Below are 16233 nucleotides of genomic sequence, written 5' to 3' on the forward strand. Positions count from 1 at the left end.
CTCCTCTATTCAGTTGCCAAGGACATCGCGGCAATAGCCCGCGTGACCCGATCGAGAACGACATCGAGCGATTCACCGATATGCGTGTGCAACAGCCGGTATGCCAGCGGAAGATCCTGTGCCAGAACGGCATCCAGAATTCCCAGATGCTCGGCGATGGTGGTCTCGATCCGATTGTTGACCATGAAGTCGTACATCCGCACATGCCTGATCCGCGAATTCACCGCCTTCAGCGAGCGCACCAGCTCGGCATTGCCCGCCGCCGTCAGCAGCGTGACATGGAACTCCTCGTCGCGGACCACGAAACCGGGCTCCTGCTCGGGCGGATCCGCGCGCAGGGCCAGCCAGGCCTCGCGCTCGGCCGCCAGCAGCACATGATCGTGCACGACCGCTGGATTGTCGATGGCGCGCTGAATTCCACCGAGCTCCAAGGTAATTCGCAGCTCGTACAGGTCCCGGATCAACGGAATGCTCGGCCGCACCGGAGTGAAGCCGTATTCCTCCCGCTGCAACAGACCGTCCGAACACAGTATGGTCAGCGCCTCCCGGACCGGCGTCCGCGAGATTCCGAACCGGGTCGACAGTTTGGGCTCGGTCAGGCGCTCGCCGAACCGGATATCCCCGTTCATCAACTCGCCGCGCAAGGTCGTATAAACAACGTCCCGCAGCGGCCGTCCCGCTGCATCCGCCAGTGTGGCCACCCGTGTCGACATGCGTGTATACGCTATGGACCTCGCGTTTCGCCGAGATGACCGCACGTTAGCAAGCGGTAAGAGTCTGCGCACCGCCCATATCGGACGACCTGGGACATATCGGAACCATCGCGTGTCCTTCGGCGTGCCGCCTTCCGGAATTTCGCACCGTCGGTGCACAGTGAGGGAGCAGACAGCAACACTCGGCAACGTCGCCGCACCACCGCAGGACACATCGTCCCCGCAGGCTGATGACAGCCGGACACTTCCGTGCCGGTCGGTGCCGATCCGTCGCGACGCCGGGGTGCACCTACGAGAAGTCTCGGGAGGTATGGATGGATGCGTTCGTGATCGTTGGCTTGTTCGCCCTGGTCTGCGGGCTACTAGCGGTCATTGCCTGCGCGGTGTGGTGGCCGACCCCCGACCGCCGGGCCAACCAGCGAAAACGATTCCGCCCCCGACCTGTGCGGGCCGGGGGCGGAACCGTTCGTCTCAACCACGAGTCGGGGTGACAGGATTTGAACCTGCGACCTCTTCGTCCCGAACGACGGAACGAGGCGTTTTGGCTAGGCCTGGCTGTTGTTTGTGCTGTTGGAAGATGTTCGCGACCAGCACATTTCGACGTTGGCTGCGTTGGTGACTATGGGTGCGAGTTGTCTCTCCTGCGGACGCGTTGCGGACGACGGGTACCGGTGCGGCGAGCCACCTTGCGCAGGTTTGGCACCCGATACAGTAACGGCGTGGACAGTGGGCACAAGAACCTCGGCAAGACGGTGAAGATGTTCCTCGCCGACGGAACGCCGGGCGGCTTGCAGACGGCGGAGATCATGAACTGGACGGGTCATATCGTCGCGGCGCCCCGCTCGGATCTTGCTGCACTGCTCTCCCGCCGCGAGGTCGGCAGAACGGGTGTCTACGTCCTGATCGGTGAGGATCCGGATACCGGCGGAATCCTTGCCTACATCGGCGAAGGGGACGAGGTCGGTGTCCGAATCCGGCGACATGCCGAGCCAGGGGACAAGAACGGCAAGGACTTCTGGGATCGCGCGATAGTTATCACCAGTAAAGACGCCAACATCACCAAGGCGCATGCCAGGTACCTGGAAGCGAGGCTCATTCAGCTCGCCCAGCAGGCCGGCCGCGCCAAACTCGTCAACGGCACCGCGCCGCCGGTGCCAGCCCTGCCGGAAGCAGACATCTCGGACATGGAGAGCTTCATCGCAGAGGCTCGCATCGTGCTCCCCGTCCTCAACGTCAACATCTTCCGATCGGTGTCCGTGACACCGATCCCCGCAGCGGGTCCCAAAGACCCCATCGCCGAAACACTCTCGCCCGTGTTCGAGATGGCTGTCCGCAAGCACGGAATCACCGCCACGGCGCAGGAGGTCGACGGCGAATTCGTCGTCCGCGCCGGATCGCTGGCCCGCTCATCGTGGTCGGGCCCAGCCAGCAACTATCAGCGGCTGCATCAAAACCTTGTCGGTGAGGGCATTCTCGAGGCAACCGGTTCCGGTGAGTTGGCCGCCTTCACCCGTGACTATCCGTTCTCCTCGCCGTCGGCTGCCGCTGCCATCGTCTCGGGTCGCAATACGAACGGGCGGGAATCTTGGAGGATCCCGGGGATGGGTACGACATTCGGCGATTGGCAGACCAGAGAGACCTGACGTACGGCCCACCGATCGCACCGTTCCTCCTGTCGATGATGCGCCGTAACGGTTTTCAAGGTCGTCGGTCTCGATGTTTGGGCGAATTGCGCTTTTGTTGGCGAGTGTTGATCAGGTGGGCTGATCAGGCCATTCGCTCGCTGATGGTGTTGGCGAGAGTGGGGTGTGTTGGACGCTGCTGCGGGCTCGTTGCGGGCGCACTGAGCCAGGCGGCCGGGCGGTTGGTTCCGACCGCCCGGCCTGCCTGTGTGACCTCTTCGTCCCGATCCGACAGAAGTGGATGTTTCGGCTGATCACGAGCGTTGTTGATTCTGTTGGATGGTGCTCGCGACCAGCGCTTTTCGATGTTGGCTGCGTTGGTGGATGTCGGTGCGAATTGCCTCTACTGCGGACGATGTGCGGACAGAGAAGCTGGACTCTGCCGGATTCCCGTCAAGCGCGATATCGATTTCGGTGCTCCTACACCCCACCGCGAAGCGCCGCTTGCGGCCATGAGGCTTCCACGTCGTCGAGAGTAACGATTCGACGGTGCAGGCCACGCCCGAGGCTTGGGCCGGCCAAGAGGAGCCGCTCGATCTCGGCATGTCCCGCGTCTTCTGGCATCAGCGTTCGATACCTGTAAGTCAGATACGAAGCTTCCACCACCACGAGGAGCGGACGCTGCGGGTCAGGAGGATACATCATGTCCCTTGGCCCAAAGCGAAACTCGATCTTCGGGTTCTTGTTGCTTTCTGAGAAAACGAGCCTCTTGCTTACGCGTTCCACCACAAAGCCAGCAGCAGAGAGTTTTTCTAAGGTGATCGACCTGTCGTCGCCGGGTTCGAGGCTGAAGAACTGCCGCGCAACGTCCTGATTGAAATGGACCTGCTGCCACCGAGGAAGGCCAGCGCTGTTGTTTGCCTTGCCGACAAAACCGATCAGTGCCAATTCCGTTCCAGTAAGCAGATCTGGGATCTGACCCGACATAACTTGTTACCGCACTCCTTCGGGTACCCGCATGATTTCGTCGTACGGCAACACCGTCTTGCCCGTCGACTTCTTCGCTGGAGGCTTGGCGGCGATGATTATGTACTCGTGTACATTCTTAAACAGGAAGTTCGGAGGGTACGGGTAGCTGCCGAAGATTGGGCGCTGACCGTTCGCGGAGCCCCACTTGCCGCCGGTTCCGTCCTTGTTCCAGATGATCTCGTTGACTAGGACGAATCCCAGATCGCGGAGCAGGATAACCAGGTCAGTGGCCAACGGGAATGTCAACAGACCGTGTTCGGTGTGCTGGTTGACATTCGCAGTGTTGACGCAAAACTTCCGCCCAGGAGCTAGGACACGGAATACTTCGGCGAAGGCTGGCCGTAGCGACTCAACGAACTCCAGGTAACCTGCGATATTACCGAGATTATTCCCGCCGTCGCCATAGTCGGCCTTGTTCCAGTATGGCGGGCTCGTGATGGCCAGCCCAACTGCATTGTCCGCTAGGTCGAGTTTGCGCGCGTCACCCAACGTTGGGTTGAATAGGTGTCCGGAACCGTTAAGAAGCGCCTTCTCGTGGAGCATTCGTTTCACATATGCGTCGCTCTGGTCAACGCAAACGCTTTCGCGTTCGAGTTCGGCGGCTACTCGTCCGGTCGTTCCTGTCCCACCAAAGGGATCCAGCACAGTCTCACCGACGAAGCTAAACATCTTAATTAGGCGCTTGGGAATCTCCGGAGGGAAGACCGCCGGGTGCTCGGGGTCTGACGTGTTGGCGATGCTCCACACCGTCTTGGTGTACTCCCGCCATTCCTCCTTGGTGATGGCGCTAGCTTCCCGCTGCTCTCGAGTTACCACCAGGGTCACGGCGTCTTCCTTCGGCTCAAGTTACGTCTTCCTTCGGATCAAGTTGCGTCGCTCGGAATCGAGATCGACAACGATAAGATGTTCGTGCCAAGCAGCGAGGCGCGCTCCGTATTCCACGCCGAGGAAGTCACCTACCTCAGAATCGATCTCGTCGATCAGATCGGCGTAGGGCCACGTCGGATACGCCACCGTAGTGCGGCCGCGGTTGCTGCTGACCACCGGCTTCTCCAACGCGGTCTTCCATAGGCGGTCACCCAGGTCCGCCAGGCGCTCGACGCGGCATGCGTCCCGACTCGGCACCGGCAGGCGACGATGCACCGCACCCGTGACGTGAAACCCGTCGCCGGTGACATGCCACAACCAGAATGCAAGACGGCTACTCAGCATGGCGTATGCCGCCGCCGCGTGCTGCTCGGAGTCGAAGTGCAGGATAGAGAAGCCGTTCTGCGAGTCATGCCCGTCAGTTACCGCCCGGTGCGGATCCCGCATCACGCCCAGGAAGTTATAGGCAGTCGGAGCCAACGCGAGGACGTCTGATTGGCCTTCCCCAACTGAGTGACTGAGACCCGTCAGCGGCATTTGCTGGCGTCGGGTGTGCCAGTTTTCTAGGAAGTGCGTGTGGGCGGCGCACTCGACGAGCAACTCCCGCTCCCACTGGCGCCCGATCTTCGGGACAACACGCGGGACGCCCTCTATGCCGGCGATCGACGTGACAGGTATGTCGCGGAGGGCCTTCTCGCGAGTCCGGCTAGTCCAGCGATACAGCGGGCTGGCCGTCAGATTGGGCGAAGCGCTCTTATCAAGATGCACCATAGCGTTTCGAGTCTTGATGTCGTCACCGAAGAGCGCGTCCGGAACGCGGTCGAAGGAGAGCAGCTCAAGCCAGCCGGGCTGCTCACTCATATGGACACGTAGTTCAGGAAAGGGTGAGCGCGTCGACGACACAACCGAAAGCGGCAGGACGATAGCCAGTGCCCCGTCGCCGGGTAAAAGGTTAGAGCACAACTCAACGAAGACCGGCGAGACGTCCTGACCTGCAGCAGAACCCGTCACCGGATGCAGCTGGGCTATGTGGATGCTAGCCGCGCTCCGCTTGAGCGGGGCGTACGGCGGATTCGCGACTACCCGTGTGAAGCCGGTCTCAGCGGTCTCGGGGAACACGTCGTCCAGCCGCCACGGCTCGTAGTACCCGAGTGGATGCCCGTCAACCGGGCGCTCATCGGTGTCGAATGACAGCATCGGCTGATCCGGCACAGCTGCTGCGTCGATGAGCAGTGCGTCGCCGGTTGCGAGGTTGCGCCGGAAGCGATGCCAGCGTCGCCACGGCTCCGGGCCCTCGGGGCTGCGTACGAGATCCTCGGCGGTGAGGACGAACGACGTGGTCTCTGCAGCAATCGGGTCGAGGTCTACGCCGTAGATGCGCTCGCGCGCTCCCGGCTGGTCATAGATGGCCGACAGTACCGCTCGGAGGAACACACCACTGCCATGCGCTGGGTCGAACCACAAATGCCCGTCCGGTGCCTCCTCGGCCGAGCAAACGCGCTGGACCATCAGGTGGGCGACATCACCAGGTGTGTAATACACGCCCGCCGCCTTGCGAGTCCGACGCTCATGTGCGGTGCTGTGCGCATTCAGGACGTCGCGGCGGGTCGCTGCGGCCATCGGGTCAAGCAGGTACGGCATCAGTGCGCGTAGCTCGGCTGGCTCCGACAGATCGAGCGAGACCTCCACGTCAGGCACGGTGCCGAGCGTGCGTTCACTTCCTCGCCAGAACCACTCATGGGCGGCGCCCAATCCCTCGGCTGCGCACGGTGCTTCCACCGAGGCGGCGACCAGCCACTCACCGAGAAGCGCCCACGTCGAGCGCCGAGCCACTTCGGCCGAATCAAGGGTGAAGCCCAGACCAGTACGATCTGGCCTGTACAACCCTTCAAAAGGGAGGTCGACAGCAGCCTCCACCTGAGCAGCCGCAGACCGAACCCCTCGCGCCAGCCGCTCTACCCTCGGCACCAGCGGACGATTGTGGCCAGGAGATGACAGCGCAACCCAGTCTGGGGGCTGCTGTCCACGGGTCACGTCATGATCATAAGGGCTAGGCCCGACAGTCAGCCGGTGGCCAGGCCGAGCGCCCGATAATCTATGCGCGTGACTGACTTTGCCATGTTCGCGAATGCACGTGCCTTCGTGCATGTTCAGAGTGGCGAGTTGGCCGCTAAGACTGCGACTCCCCTTGCTGATGTGCTGCGTCGTATGTCGCCGGGCGACCAAGTCGTTCCGCTCTTTGAGACATCACCGACGCACGGTGAGAACGAACTGCGCACGCTAAGAGTCCTGTGCACTTCGCTGCAGCTCGACGCCGATCAGCTGCTCGGCGACTACACGGCCGTCGCAGGGTCGGTCCCATTTATTCTGACTACCTCGCACGGTGCTCAGGAGCGCGTCATCGGCAATGACGGCCACATCGTTGTGAGCGTGTCCAAGGAGGACCTGCCCACCCCGCTTCCCTCGACCGACTTTCTGCGACTCCGGGCGCTGAGTGACCCAGTGGCTTCGCAGTTCAAGGGCTCCGCCCCGCCCAGGCCAATCCTGGAGGTCGCACACGCAGTGGTTACGGGGGTGCGGGCAGCCGCTGCGCGTGGCCGAGACGACGACGCGCTCTTCCGTCGATTCACTCTCATCGCCGGCCAGACAGCCGACGCGGCGACGGACCTGTTGATAACGGCCAACCGAAGGCCGCGCGACGGCGACCTAGCTTTCCTGGTGACGAGGGCGACCATGCCCGGCCTCGTCACCGCCGATGCCAGCGGGCGCCTTGGCCAGCCACAGCAACCCATCGCCCGGCCCCCGGAGGACATCAAGGACCTTCTGATCGACGCTCAGCGCAAAGCCACCCCCGGCGACCCGTTCAACGCCGATCCCGCTATTGCGGCCATCGATGAGCTGATCGGGCTCCTCAACGCCGATGAGCAGGTCAAGGCTTTGGATGACTTCGCGGAGTTCTACGAATTCCGCCGCCTCAGCCAGGTCGTCACTCAGGCCATTGACCTGGCGAAGCGTCCGGTCCCGGCGCTGGCATCGACCCCACCCGAGTCGGAAGAATTCTCCCCGGATGGTGACGCGGCTGCCGCGGCGCTGCAGGGCCTGTCGGTGGAGGCAGTTCTCGCCGAGTTGCCCGATGGCTTCTCAATCGATCGCAGCGTCGTGGCGGCGGCCGTCGCCTCACTTCGAGCGGGCAAGCATCTGTTGCTCGGTGGTCCGCCTGGTACGGGAAAAACAACGCTGGCCGAAGCGCTCTGCCGAGCGGTCGTCGGCACCAACTACGACGTCACGACGGCGACAGCTGACTGGACGACATTCGATACCATCGGTGGCTACCTTCCTGACAGCCAGGGACTGAAGTTCGTGCCCGGCGTTGTACTGCGGTCTCTCCGCACGGCCGGGTGGCTGATCATCGATGAAGTCAACCGCGCCGATATCGACAAGGCATTCGGTCCGCTCTTCACGGTGTTGTCGGGCGGCGAAGGAACGGCTGGGCGCACGTCAGTTCTGCCATATACCGCCGGTGACGGCAAACCCGTCACGATCGAATGGGCCGCCAGCGCGAGCGATTCCGAAGACACGTACGCCATCACGCCGAGTTGGCGTCTGCTGGGCACACTCAACGTCTCCGACAAGGCGAGCCTGTTCCGTTTGTCGTTTGCGTTCCTTCGCCGCTTCGCGGTCATCGATGTCCCCCTTCCGGCCGACGGTGACTACCGGGCACTCTTCACCCGCTGGTTCGAAGCGCTCGGTCGCGATGACACCAGTACGTTCGTCGACCTGGCCATGGCAATTGCTACCGGGCCGGTTCCGATCGGGCCGGCCATCGGGCGAGACTTCGCGCAGCTGATCATCGAGGGCTTGGCCGAAACCGCCAGTGGCACACCGACGTTTGCCAGTGACGAGGAAGCTATCCTGACCGCGACGCGGCTCCTGATAGCACCACAGTATGAAGGCCAACCGCTGACCGCGGGTGACAAGCTCTTGGCGATGATCGACGACGCGATCGAGACTGCGAACCTCCCAAGTCGAGCCAGCCTGTCCGACGGACTCCATGAGGTCGCATTGTCGTGAGTCTGATCGACCGCAGCATGGATCGGGCCCTTCGGACAGTGATGCTTTCGGAGGTCCAGGCACTGCTGCCCGGCTTCATTAGCGCGGCCAGCATCGAGCGCGGCGGACCGATCAACGCTGCTTCTGAGCTGCTCGGGCTCGCCGAGGCCGACCTGCGCCGTGTGTTGGCCGTCCATGTCATGCTGTCAGCTCCAGTTCGCACGCTGGTAGCCGAGCTCCCGACCAGCATACGGCGTCCTCTCACGGCGTCCGTTCGTCCGAGGGTTGCCGGGCGCACCGTGACCTCCGGCATCGACTGGGCGGCGACGGCTCGTCACCGTGCAACTTCCAGTCCACTTGGGGACATTTGGGTAACCCGACCGGCGAACCGAATTTTCGATATTCCGGAGAACCGGGCACTGGCCTGGGTCCTTCGAGCCGTCGAGGAGCGCGGCCGCATTGCCGTTCCGCCCGGCAGAGATGCGCCGGGAACCTGGAGCGAGGAGATCCGCACAATGACGGCTGTCGTGCACCGCGCTCGCCGCACCGCCTGGCTCGAAGCTATCCCAAGTGAATGGCCGGGCGACGAGGCGTACTTTCGGCTCAGGGCGGACCGAATGGGCTTCTACAGCCTGCGGGTCACCGAGGCAGCGCGCTATCTGCGCCGTATCCTTCTGGCTCCAACGGCACAGGATCTCACCGAAGTACTGAGCGAGCGGTACTTTGAGCCGCGCCAGGACTGGAAGCTTTTTGAGATTGCTGTCCTCATGAGGATGACCAGGGCGCTCCGATCCATTGGCTCGCGCCTGGACACAACTCGACTGTTCCAAGACGGCAAAGGCCGCCCGTTTGCGCGCTTCCGCCTGACACACGACCGCGAGGTACGTATTTGGTACCAATCCTGGCCGCCGTCAACCACGCCTTCCGAACTCGATGACGCGGTGTACTATTACGAACTTCCGTCAGGAGGGAACCGCCCGGACATAGTAGTGGAAGTCGTCGACGGCGGGATTTCGACGCAAGCCATCCTTCTGGAGTTGAAGGCGTCAGGCTCAGGCTCCTACCTCAGCAGCGGACTCTCACAGTTGCTCAGCTACCTTCGCGACCGGCCGACATTGCTGAGCACGCCCGGATCTGGCTGGCTTGTCGCCCCACCAGGAACTAGCTTCGTCTCCAAACCGACGGCTGGACGCTCACTGTGGGTCACGACGGCCGACGACGTCGCGGCAGAATTGGTGGCTTCCGTTCAGACACCGTCAAGTACCGCCGAAATCGGCACACTGCCAAGTCACCGAACCGAGGGCAGGGCAGAGTAACCATAAATCATCAAGTGGCCGATGTTCTACCTAAGGAGTGCGTAAGTAGGTCGAGAATCGCTGGGTGAATTCCCCGGATTCTCGCGGCATCCTGGGAGAATTCCATAGGTGCGCGACAACGACGGCCGGAAGCTGGATCACAAGACCCTCGAAGTCCTGCGGATGCGGGCGATCGAGCAGGTCGCGGCGGGCGCGCACCCCGAAGAAGTTGCCGTGACCATGGGATTTCACAAGAACACCGTCTACGGGTGGCTGGCCAAGGCGCGTGAGGGCGGCAAGGACGCGTTGAAGGCCAAGGCGGTGCCGGGCCGGCCGCCGCGGCTGAACGCCACGCAGATCTCGAAGCTGTACGGGTTCATCGTCGGTGTCGATCCGCGTCAGTTGTCGTTCGAGTTCGCTTTGTGGACAAGGGAAATGGTGCGTGAGGTGATCCGCCGTGAGTTCGGTGTGCGCCTGAGCGTGGTCAGCGTGGGCCGGCTGCTGCGCACGATGGGCCTGTCGCCGCAGCGCCCGCTGCACCGCGCCTACCAGCAGGACCCCGACGCTGTGGAAGCCTGGAAGACCGAGGTGTTCCCCGCGATCCGCGCCGAGGCCAAAAAGGCTGGTGCGACAGTGTATTTCGCCGACGAGGCCGGGATCCGTTCGGACTACCACGCGGGCACCACCTGGGCGCCGGTCGGGCAGACGCCGGTCGTGGCGAACACCGGGGCCCGATACTCGATCAACATGCTCTCGGCGGTCTCGGCACAAGGCGCGCTGCGGTTCATGCTCCACGACGGCACCGTCAACGCAGGGGTGTTCATCGAATTCTGTAAACGCCTGCTCAAGGACGCCCCCGGCCCGGTGTTCCTGATCGTCGACGGCCACCCCAGCCACCGAGCCAACCTCACCAAACAGTTCATCGCCGGCACCGAGGGCCGGCTACGGCTGTTCTTCCTGCCCGGCTACTCACCCGAACTCAACCCCGACGAATGGGTATGGAAGAACGTCAAAGCAGACCGGCTCGGCAAAATCGGTGTCACCAGCAAAGACGACCTCAAAACCAAGGCCACCGGCGCCCTGCGCCGACTGCAGAAACTACCCGCTCTCGTCCGCGGATTCTTCCGCGATCCGCACCTGGCCTACATCACCGCCTGACTCGACCTACTTCCAAACTCCTTAGTAACTCTAAGACTTAGAGGGTTATTCAGCGTTGTTCCTGAAGAATTCGAGTCCTATCACAGCGGAGATCGTGGTGGCGAAGGTGTGAAACGGCCGTCGGTAGTCGGTGTGGAAGATGCGCCAGGTTTTGAGGTGGGCGATCACACGTTCGACCGTCGCGCGGACCGCGTTGAACGCGGTGTTGTATTCCGTGTCGCTATCGGCGAAGTCGTGGCCGCGGGGTTTCCGGACCGGTGTGAGTACACCGGTACCGAGATACCCGAGATCACCGAACCAGTTCGATAGATCCATTCCGTCGAGCACGCCGGGCAATCCGATCGCGGCACTGTCGTGGCGGCAGCCGTCCACCGGATCGGACACCCATCGCAAACGCCCATACACATCGCAGACGACCTGCACATTCACGCCGGTTGTTTTCCGCTTGCCCGAGTACAGCTCCGGCCGATCGACCCACGACCAGCACGGGAGCAACGTCCCATCCACAATGTACTGCTCATCGAGCGAAAGCTCCTCGGCCACTGGCACTTCCGGTACGAGCACCCGATCCAGCCACGGCGTGATACACGAGATCGCCCGTGAGATCGTCGGCTGCGAGGTCTCGTACTGTTCGGCAAGTTCGAACTGAGTCCGGTTGCGCCGTAAATACATCAGAGTTACGCACACGCCGCCGAACAGGCCCAGCGACGGCGGGCATCCGATCATCTCCCCGGCCTCGAAGGAGCACCGTTCAACAAGCTCGGTCAACTCGACGATCTCTTCCCGGCTCAACCCGGTGGTATGATACATGCGCAGCGGTCCTCATCAGCGAAATCTTTTGTGGTGAAACGATTTTCACTGATAACGGGCCGCTGCTTCGTTAGACACGCCGAGTCGTCAACCCATCATCCCAGCACCTGAATAACCCTCCTGGTGTACAAACCATTCAAGCGGTTGAGACATCCGCTCGCCGTTTATCTTCTTATATCTCCTCGGCTGCGCGGATTCGAGTACATGATAGTCTTGTCCGAACTTTTGGTATTTCGATTGGAACGCGTAAAGCCAAGCAATGTGCATATGGATTATGAATCCCTCAAGTGCCCGCTCTCGGCTCGTATCGTTGTAAAGTCGAACAGCCAGCAGCGCCTCCTGCTGCGACGCTTGCAGTTGTCTCTGCCACAGTTGAGGGCGCGCCATGCTGAAATCACCATGCTTCCTGTATTCGCGACTGGAATCTCATTCGATGTCGGGCGCCGACGTGGGGTTCGTTACAGCCTCTGTCGCACGGATGACTGAGGGCGTGTCATGGGTGCCGCATCTGGATCGTTGGATACGGACTATGGAGGACGGACGGGTGTCCGCCCTCCACAGTCCGCCCCGGTTTCCCCCGCCGACCAGCAGTTTTCGTGGTGGTGTCTGGCTGCCTGCCGCAGGGACACTAAACACACCCTGCGGGCGCATTTAGTGTCCCTGCGGCAGGCAGCCAGACAGTTGGGTGGGTAAGGCTGGTCGGCGGGGTAAACCGGGGCGTATTTGACCCGAGTTTGGTCAAATGGCTTAGTACTGCAACGGCACTCAGGTGAGTGGATGGCCGCGTCGCCGGTAGTGCGATAACCGGGCTTGGTGCTGGCGGCGTCGCCGCCAGTGCGACCAAGCCCAGATGTGATCGGCGACATGGTGTGGGGTGAGCACGAACGCGACCAGCAGGCGCCGGATTTCCGGTACCGTGAGAGCGATCATACCCTCGTCGAGGTCGCTGGTTCCCCTTTTGCAGCAAGGGTTTTCGATGCTGCCAGCCACGCGAGGGCGAGCATGGACAAGGTGATGTGGGCGTACCAGGCCCGCCAGCTGCGGACCTGGTAGTGATCGAGCCCGGCCTCGCCCTTGGCCTGCTGAAACGCTTCCTCCACATGCCACCGTGACCCCGCGACCCACGCCAGATCGACCAGTCGAGACCGGTGCGGGCCGTAGCAAATGTAGTAGGCGATCTCGTGCTCACCCTTGCTGTTCGGGGTCAGCGCGCGGCGTGCCAGCAGCCAGTGCCCGCGCCCACGGGCCCAGGATCCTTCGATCGGTCTGCGCGCCCAGTCGTATTCACGGGGCCCGTGCGCCCCCGCGCCGACCGAGAGCCGCTGCCACTTGCCCACGGCGAGGTCGGCGATCAGCTCATCAGCACGGGCAGTGCGGCCGGCGCGAGTCGTCAATAGGTGGTCGCAGCGGGTGGCCATCACATACGACACGTCCTGGTCCTCGAGCCAGTCCCGCAGGTAACCGGCTTGGCCGTAGACCTCATCAGCGGTGAACCACGCGAACGGCACCCCCGCGGCCAACGCCCGTTCCAGCATGGCGATCATCTGCCGCGCCTTGGTCGCGAACTCGACCTCGTCGGGAATCCCGGCGTCGCGGCAACGCTGGCGATCAGTGGTCCACGATTCGGGGATATACAGTTCCCGGTCGATCAGGGCGTGCCCGTGCCGGGACGCGTACGCCAAAAACACCCCGATCTGGCAATTCTCCGTACGACCGGCGGTGCCGGAGTACTGGCGTTGCACCCCAGCGGATTTCACACCTTATGACGAGCCGATGGTAATGCCGAAGTGCACCGCAATGCCGCAGGCAGGCGGTGCCTGCCTGCGGCATTGCGGTGGGTTGTCAGAGTTGGTCGAGGAATGCCAGTAGGGTGTCGGGGGCCTGGTAGCGGTCCGGGGCGGTGGTCGGTGACGTGGTTCGGGCGAGGGCTTTTTCTTTGAGGGCCATGTCGGCGTGTATGTAGATGCGGGTGGTGGTCGGGCTCTCGTGGCCGAGCCAGAGAGCGATGACGGTGATGTCGACGCCGGAATGGAGAAGCTCCATCGCAGCGGAGTGCCGCAGGGTGTGTGGTGTGATCTTCTTGCCCTGCAAGGAGATACATGTCTTTGCTGCAGTGGTGGCGTGTTTTTTGATCAGCTGTTGGTTTGGATCGCCAGCACTCGGCTGATCATGTTCGCGTGCTCGGGAGCCTGGAGACTGGCATAGCGGAACAGGGAGTGGATGGCCGCCAGGCGCGTATTTCGGCTGCTGATGGCGTTGCCCCGCACCGCTTCCAGATACTGCAGGAAATCCCCGACCATCACGGCGTCGAGGTCGGTGAGGTCCAGGTCGGAGGGCAGCGTGCCGGTGCGGGAGTGCAGGTAACCCAGCAATAGTTTGAACGTGTCGCGGTAGGAGGCGATCGTGTGAGGGCTGACGCCTTGCTGGGTCATCAGCCGGTCGGTGAAGAACGCCTCCAGGATTGGAGCCAGCGCTGTCATGATGTCCTGCGATCGTGTTCGAGCCGCTGAGCAGCCAGGGCGAGTAGTTCTGGGGTTGCTTGCAGATACCAGTAGGTCGCCTCCGGGCCGCCTGAGTGGCCCAGGAAGGTCGACAGGATCGGCATATGGGCCGCGACGTCGGCGCCGGACCGATACCAGCCGATCAGAGTATTGACTGCGAAAGTGTGGCGGAGGTCGTGAATTCTGGGCCGTCGCCGTCCCGGTGGTGTCTGAATCTCCGCCAGGACAAGGAGTTTGGCGAAGGTGTGCTGCAGGCTGCTGGGCTGCGGCCGGTGCCCATTGGTGGTGAGGAAGAAGCTGGCCGAATCGGTTGCCGGGCAGAGCATGTCGCGGCGTGCGGCGTAACGGCCCAGCATCTGCGCGGTGGTGGGGTGCAGCGGGATCAACCGCGTGTGCTGGTTTTTGCCGATCACGGTGAGCATCGCGGCGTCCAGATCGACGTCGGCGCGGTCCAGCGCGAGCGTTTCGCCCAGCCGTAGTCCGCTTGCGGCGATCAAGCTGATCACCGCGTGGCAGGTGGCCGACGGCATCGGCGCGGCGATTGTCCCCGCCGCGTGCACGAGCGCGGCGACCTCCTCGGCCGTGTAGATATACGGCGTCGGCCGGTGCGTCGGACCCGATAGCAGGTCGGCGGGAGGGATTTCGCAACTCGGGTCGAGCGTATGCAGGTGACGGGCGAAGGCTCGCACCACGCCCAGGCGGCGGCACCAGTGCGCCGGTGCTGCGTTTTTCGGCTCGATCGCCCATGCCAGCGCTGCCGACACGGTGATGGTGGGCTGCCCGGCCGCGTCGAGCCGGTCGGCGAACCCCAGCAGCATCCGGCCCTCGGCGTGCAGCCGGTAGCCCAGCGCGCGGCGCATCGCCAGATAATCCTCGACGCGGGTCCGGATGGTCATCGGGCTGCCCCCTGCGGACAAGGCTGGGCCAGCTCGGCCAGCCGGGCCTGATCGACCTTGGCGTAGATCGCCGTGGTGCGTTCCTGAGCGTGGCGCAGCAGTTGCCCGATCTCGACCATCGACGCTCCAGCATCGAGAAGACCGCACGCCACCGCATGCCGGATCCGGTGCGGCCCGAACCGGGCGACACCAGCACGAGCGCAAGCACGGGCCAGCACCTGAGTGACCGAGGAGGTCGCCAGGGCGGTGAACGGCGCGACCATGGTCACGAACACCGTAGTGGCCCTCGTCTTCGGCCGCGCATGCAGAAGATACTGCGCCCACGCTTCGCCGACATCACCAGGCAGCGGCAAAACATCGACCCGGCCACCCTTCCCACGGATCATCACCTCTCCGGTTCGCCAGCCGACATCGGCGAGTTCCAGACGCGCCACCTCGCCCCCACGCAACCCCAGACGCGTCAACGACAACACGATCGCGTAGTCGCGACACCCGACCGCGCTGTCACGATCGCACGATGCGAGCACCGCCCGGATCCCCTCAGCCGACGCCGCCCGCGGCACCCCCAGTCGCGCAGGATGAGCACGACCAGCCGGGACAGCATCGGCCAACAGGACCGGGACATGCCCGGCCACGTGCAGGAAACGCAGCAACGACCGCAACGCCGGCAGTGTCACCATGTCCGGCGGCCGACCCTCCCGCTGTCGCGCCCACCCCATGACATAGCCGGTGACCTGGCCCGACGACAAGCCCGACAACGACTCGCACGGCACCGGCAGCCACACCAAAAACACCCTCGCGCACCGCAGATAGTGCGTGACCGTTCCCGCGGACAACCCGCGTTCAGACTCCAGATAACGGCGATACTCGCTCAACAGAACATCCTGCGACGTGACCGCGGCGGCCGCCGAATGCGGTGGGGCGACCCGCAATCCGCGCAGATACCTCAGTATCGGCGCGACCGCGCGAGGCGTCACTCCGATGCGGAGGCCCTGAGAGCGCCGCTCGCGCAGGAACTCCTCGGCTACCTCGCGTGTCAGTCCAGCGCCGGTCAGGCCCCGGCCCAACAGCCAGTCACTCAGATCCGCCAACAGATGCACGTGATCGCCGACCGTGTCCAGGGCATATCCCTGACCGGCCAGCTCACAGCGCAAGCCGTCTGCGAACGGCGCCAGCGGGCCATCCACGATGATCGGTCCCCAGCGCCGTGCTCCACTTCGAGAGTCCATGATCGTCTCCTGTCGTCGATGGGACTCATCGACCAGAGACACCACGAACCGGACCCACCACCA

General features: G+C 63.3%; 14 protein-coding genes and 1 pseudogene. 4 read left to right on the forward strand and 11 right to left on the reverse strand.

Annotated elements, in window-relative coordinates; translation table 11 throughout:
- Positions 1-5: 5 nt before the first annotated feature.
- Positions 6-713 (reverse strand): GntR family transcriptional regulator, encoded by a 708-nt coding sequence (locus ACQPXH_RS02470; protein ID WP_433600721.1) that lies wholly within the window; start codon positions 711-713, stop codon positions 6-8.
- Between the two features lie 719 nt (positions 714-1432).
- On the opposite strand from ACQPXH_RS02470, the gene ACQPXH_RS02475 reads away from it, so the two are divergent.
- On the forward strand, positions 1433-2356 hold the full coding sequence (locus ACQPXH_RS02475) for a GIY-YIG nuclease family protein (RefSeq protein ID WP_433600722.1): 924 nt from the start codon (positions 1433-1435) through the stop codon (positions 2354-2356).
- Positions 2357-2815: 459 nt separating this feature from the next.
- Here the strand turns inward: ACQPXH_RS02475 and ACQPXH_RS02480 are convergent, their stop codons facing one another.
- Genes ACQPXH_RS02480 through ACQPXH_RS02490 form a run of 3 tightly spaced genes read right to left on the reverse strand, consistent with a single transcriptional unit; the run spans position 2816 to position 6148 of the window.
- Positions 2816-3322, reverse strand: coding sequence for a hypothetical protein (locus ACQPXH_RS02480; protein ID WP_433600723.1), 507 nt, complete (start codon positions 3320-3322; stop codon positions 2816-2818).
- 6 nt (positions 3323-3328) lie between these two features.
- On the reverse strand, positions 3329-4189 hold the full coding sequence (locus ACQPXH_RS02485; protein WP_433600724.1) for a DNA methyltransferase: 861 nt from the start codon (positions 4187-4189) through the stop codon (positions 3329-3331).
- 21 nt (positions 4190-4210) lie between these two features.
- Positions 4211-6148 (reverse strand): N-6 DNA methylase, encoded by a 1938-nt coding sequence (locus ACQPXH_RS02490; RefSeq protein ID WP_433600725.1) that lies wholly within the window; start codon positions 6146-6148, stop codon positions 4211-4213.
- 186 nt (positions 6149-6334) lie between these two features.
- On the opposite strand from ACQPXH_RS02490, the gene ACQPXH_RS02495 reads away from it, so the two are divergent.
- The 3 genes from ACQPXH_RS02495 to ACQPXH_RS02505 all read left to right on the forward strand — a co-directional run bounded on the left by ACQPXH_RS02495 (position 6335) and on the right by ACQPXH_RS02505 (position 10734).
- Complete coding sequence (locus ACQPXH_RS02495) at positions 6335-8302, forward strand: AAA family ATPase (protein ID WP_433600726.1); 1968 nt, start codon at positions 6335-6337, stop codon at positions 8300-8302.
- Positions 8299-9597, forward strand: a complete 1299-nt coding sequence (locus tag ACQPXH_RS02500) for a hypothetical protein (protein ID WP_433600727.1) — start codon at positions 8299-8301, stop codon at positions 9595-9597. Before ACQPXH_RS02495 ends, ACQPXH_RS02500 begins: the two co-directional genes overlap by 4 nt.
- A gap of 108 nt (positions 9598-9705) precedes the next feature.
- On the forward strand, positions 9706-10734 hold the full coding sequence (locus ACQPXH_RS02505; protein ID WP_433600728.1) for an IS630 family transposase: 1029 nt from the start codon (positions 9706-9708) through the stop codon (positions 10732-10734).
- A gap of 45 nt (positions 10735-10779) precedes the next feature.
- Here the strand turns inward: ACQPXH_RS02505 and ACQPXH_RS02510 are convergent, their stop codons facing one another.
- The 7 genes and pseudogenes from ACQPXH_RS02510 to ACQPXH_RS02540 form a co-directional block, all read right to left on the reverse strand.
- The gene (locus tag ACQPXH_RS02510; RefSeq protein ID WP_433600729.1) at positions 10780-11544 is read right to left on the reverse strand and encodes a transposase family protein; all 765 of its coding nucleotides are present in this window, start codon (positions 11542-11544) and stop codon (positions 10780-10782) included.
- Positions 11545-11631: 87 nt separating this feature from the next.
- Positions 11632-11931 (reverse strand): DUF3644 domain-containing protein, encoded by a 300-nt coding sequence (locus ACQPXH_RS02515; RefSeq protein ID WP_433600730.1) that lies wholly within the window; start codon positions 11929-11931, stop codon positions 11632-11634.
- Between the two features lie 539 nt (positions 11932-12470).
- Positions 12471-13304, reverse strand: a pseudogene (locus ACQPXH_RS02520) (IS701 family transposase); the annotation flags it as partial.
- A gap of 82 nt (positions 13305-13386) precedes the next feature.
- Positions 13387-13635: a tyrosine-type recombinase/integrase gene (locus tag ACQPXH_RS02525; protein ID WP_433600731.1), complete on the reverse strand. Its 249-nt coding sequence runs from the start codon at positions 13633-13635 to the stop codon at positions 13387-13389.
- A 41-nt stretch (positions 13636-13676) separates the two neighbouring features.
- Complete coding sequence (locus ACQPXH_RS02530) at positions 13677-14024, reverse strand: site-specific integrase (protein ID WP_433600732.1); 348 nt, start codon at positions 14022-14024, stop codon at positions 13677-13679.
- Positions 14021-14941: a tyrosine-type recombinase/integrase gene (locus tag ACQPXH_RS02535; RefSeq protein WP_433600733.1), complete on the reverse strand. Its 921-nt coding sequence runs from the start codon at positions 14939-14941 to the stop codon at positions 14021-14023. Before ACQPXH_RS02535 ends, ACQPXH_RS02530 begins: the two co-directional genes overlap by 4 nt.
- On the reverse strand, positions 14938-16170 hold the full coding sequence (locus ACQPXH_RS02540; protein WP_433600734.1) for a tyrosine-type recombinase/integrase: 1233 nt from the start codon (positions 16168-16170) through the stop codon (positions 14938-14940). The genes ACQPXH_RS02535 and ACQPXH_RS02540 overlap by 4 nt, the downstream gene beginning before the upstream one ends.
- Between the last annotated feature and the right edge of the window lie 63 nt (positions 16171-16233).

Source organism: Nocardia sp. CA-135953 (assembly GCF_050955735.1).
GTDB lineage: Bacteria > Actinomycetota > Actinomycetes > Mycobacteriales > Mycobacteriaceae > Nocardia.

Bases quoted from the DNA above. Each gene is read 5' to 3' on its own strand.
- ACQPXH_RS02510 (WP_433600729.1), bottom strand. From the start codon at position 11,544: ATGTATCATACCACCGGGTTGAGCCGGGAAGAGATCGTCGAGTTGACC.
- ACQPXH_RS02470 (WP_433600721.1), bottom strand. From the start codon at position 713: ATGTCGACACGGGTGGCCACACTGGCGGATGCAGCGGGACGGCCGCTG.
- ACQPXH_RS02515 (WP_433600730.1), bottom strand. From the start codon at position 11,931: ATGGCGCGCCCTCAACTGTGGCAGAGACAACTGCAAGCGTCGCAGCAG.
- ACQPXH_RS02535 (WP_433600733.1), bottom strand. From the start codon at position 14,941: ATGACCATCCGGACCCGCGTCGAGGATTATCTGGCGATGCGCCGCGCG.
- ACQPXH_RS02530 (WP_433600732.1), bottom strand. From the start codon at position 14,024: ATGACAGCGCTGGCTCCAATCCTGGAGGCGTTCTTCACCGACCGGCTG.
- ACQPXH_RS02480 (WP_433600723.1), bottom strand. From the start codon at position 3,322: ATGTCGGGTCAGATCCCAGATCTGCTTACTGGAACGGAATTGGCACTG.
- ACQPXH_RS02540 (WP_433600734.1), bottom strand. From the start codon at position 16,170: ATGGACTCTCGAAGTGGAGCACGGCGCTGGGGACCGATCATCGTGGAT.